This is a genomic window from Paraburkholderia sediminicola, from assembly GCF_046026855.1.
Taxonomy (GTDB): domain Bacteria; phylum Pseudomonadota; class Gammaproteobacteria; order Burkholderiales; family Burkholderiaceae; genus Paraburkholderia; species Paraburkholderia sediminicola_A.
On the sequence record NZ_JAQQET010000082.1, the window covers coordinates 1 to 2,082 of the forward strand.

The 2,082-nt window shown below is 55.1% G+C and carries 2 tRNA genes and 1 rRNA gene; all 3 read left to right on the forward strand.

Features of this window, described 5'->3' with window-relative positions:
• Positions 1-237: 237 nt before the first annotated feature.
• The 3 genes from PQR40_RS38870 to PQR40_RS38880 all read left to right on the forward strand — a co-directional run bounded on the left by PQR40_RS38870 (position 238) and on the right by PQR40_RS38880 (position 2,070).
• Positions 238-1,768 (forward strand): 16S ribosomal RNA (locus PQR40_RS38870).
• Between the two features lie 79 nt (positions 1,769-1,847).
• Positions 1,848-1,924 (forward strand) — tRNA-Ile (locus PQR40_RS38875).
• A 70-nt stretch (positions 1,925-1,994) separates the two neighbouring features.
• Positions 1,995-2,070 (forward strand) — tRNA-Ala (locus PQR40_RS38880).
• Positions 2,071-2,082: the final 12 nt, after the last annotated feature.

The window sequence follows — 2,082 nt, forward strand, 5'->3', positions numbered from 1 at the left end:
GGTAGTGAATGCGTAATCGATCTTTAAAAATTAACAGCCGATAAGTGTGGGCGCTTGATGCGCGACGCGGCGGTGGGTCCTTCGGGGCCTGCTGCAAAAGCGAAAGTATCAAGTCTCACACTAGTATTAAAGGAAGGTTTTCCTGCTGGGGTGGAAACACGGCGGCAGGATGATCATTCGTCAGTACGTTGAGTGAGCGACCGGGTTCGAAAGAGCCCGAAAAACAGTAACAGGTTTGAACTGAAGAGTTTGATCCTGGCTCAGATTGAACGCTGGCGGCATGCCTTACACATGCAAGTCGAACGGCAGCACGGGAGTAATCCTGGTGGCGAGTGGCGAACGGGTGAGTAATACATCGGAACGTGTCCTGTAGTGGGGGATAGCCCGGCGAAAGCCGGATTAATACCGCATACGCTCTACGGAGGAAAGGGGGGGATCTTAGGACCTCTCGCTACAGGGGCGGCCGATGGCAGATTAGCTAGTTGGTGGGGTAAAGGCCTACCAAGGCGACGATCTGTAGCTGGTCTGAGAGGACGACCAGCCACACTGGGACTGAGACACGGCCCAGACTCCTACGGGAGGCAGCAGTGGGGAATTTTGGACAATGGGGGCAACCCTGATCCAGCAATGCCGCGTGTGTGAAGAAGGCCTTCGGGTTGTAAAGCACTTTTGTCCGGAAAGAAAACTTCTGCCCTAATACGGCGGGAGGATGACGGTACCGGAAGAATAAGCACCGGCTAACTACGTGCCAGCAGCCGCGGTAATACGTAGGGTGCAAGCGTTAATCGGAATTACTGGGCGTAAAGCGTGCGCAGGCGGTCCGCTAAGACAGATGTGAAATCCCCGGGCTTAACCTGGGAACTGCATTTGTGACTGGCGGGCTAGAGTATGGCAGAGGGGGGTAGAATTCCACGTGTAGCAGTGAAATGCGTAGAGATGTGGAGGAATACCGATGGCGAAGGCAGCCCCCTGGGCCAATACTGACGCTCATGCACGAAAGCGTGGGGAGCAAACAGGATTAGATACCCTGGTAGTCCACGCCCTAAACGATGTCAACTAGTTGTTGGGGATTCATTTCCTTAGTAACGAAGCTAACGCGTGAAGTTGACCGCCTGGGGAGTACGGTCGCAAGATTAAAACTCAAAGGAATTGACGGGGACCCGCACAAGCGGTGGATGATGTGGATTAATTCGATGCAACGCGAAAAACCTTACCTACCCTTGACATGTATGGAACCTGGCTGAAAGGTCGGGGTGCCCGAAAGGGAGCCATAACACAGGTGCTGCATGGCTGTCGTCAGCTCGTGTCGTGAGATGTTGGGTTAAGTCCCGCAACGAGCGCAACCCTTGTCCCTAGTTGCTACGCAAGAGCACTCTAGGGAGACTGCCGGTGACAAACCGGAGGAAGGTGGGGATGACGTCAAGTCCTCATGGCCCTTATGGGTAGGGCTTCACACGTCATACAATGGTCGGAACAGAGGGTCGCCAACCCGCGAGGGGGAGCCAATCCCAGAAAACCGATCGTAGTCCGGATCGCACTCTGCAACTCGAGTGCGTGAAGCTGGAATCGCTAGTAATCGCGGATCAGCATGCCGCGGTGAATACGTTCCCGGGTCTTGTACACACCGCCCGTCACACCATGGGAGTGGGTTTTACCAGAAGTGGCTAGTCTAACCGCAAGGAGGACGGTCACCACGGTAGGATTCATGACTGGGGTGAAGTCGTAACAAGGTAGCCGTATCGGAAGGTGCGGCTGGATCACCTCCTTTCTCGAGCTAGACGTGTCAAAGCGTTGAGCGCTCACGCTTATCGGCTGTGAAATCAGGACAGATACGCAGACAGACTCAGGGGTCTGTAGCTCAGTTGGTTAGAGCACCGTCTTGATAAGGCGGGGGTCGATGGTTCGAATCCATCCAGACCCACCACTGTTTCTGCGGTGGCTGCAGCTAACCGGTGAGGACCCCGGGGCGAACAGGTTGCGTGATCTGTATGACTGGGGGATTAGCTCAGCTGGGAGAGCACCTGCTTTGCAAGCAGGGGGTCGTCGGTTCGATCCCGTCATCCTCCACCAATCTTCAATGCC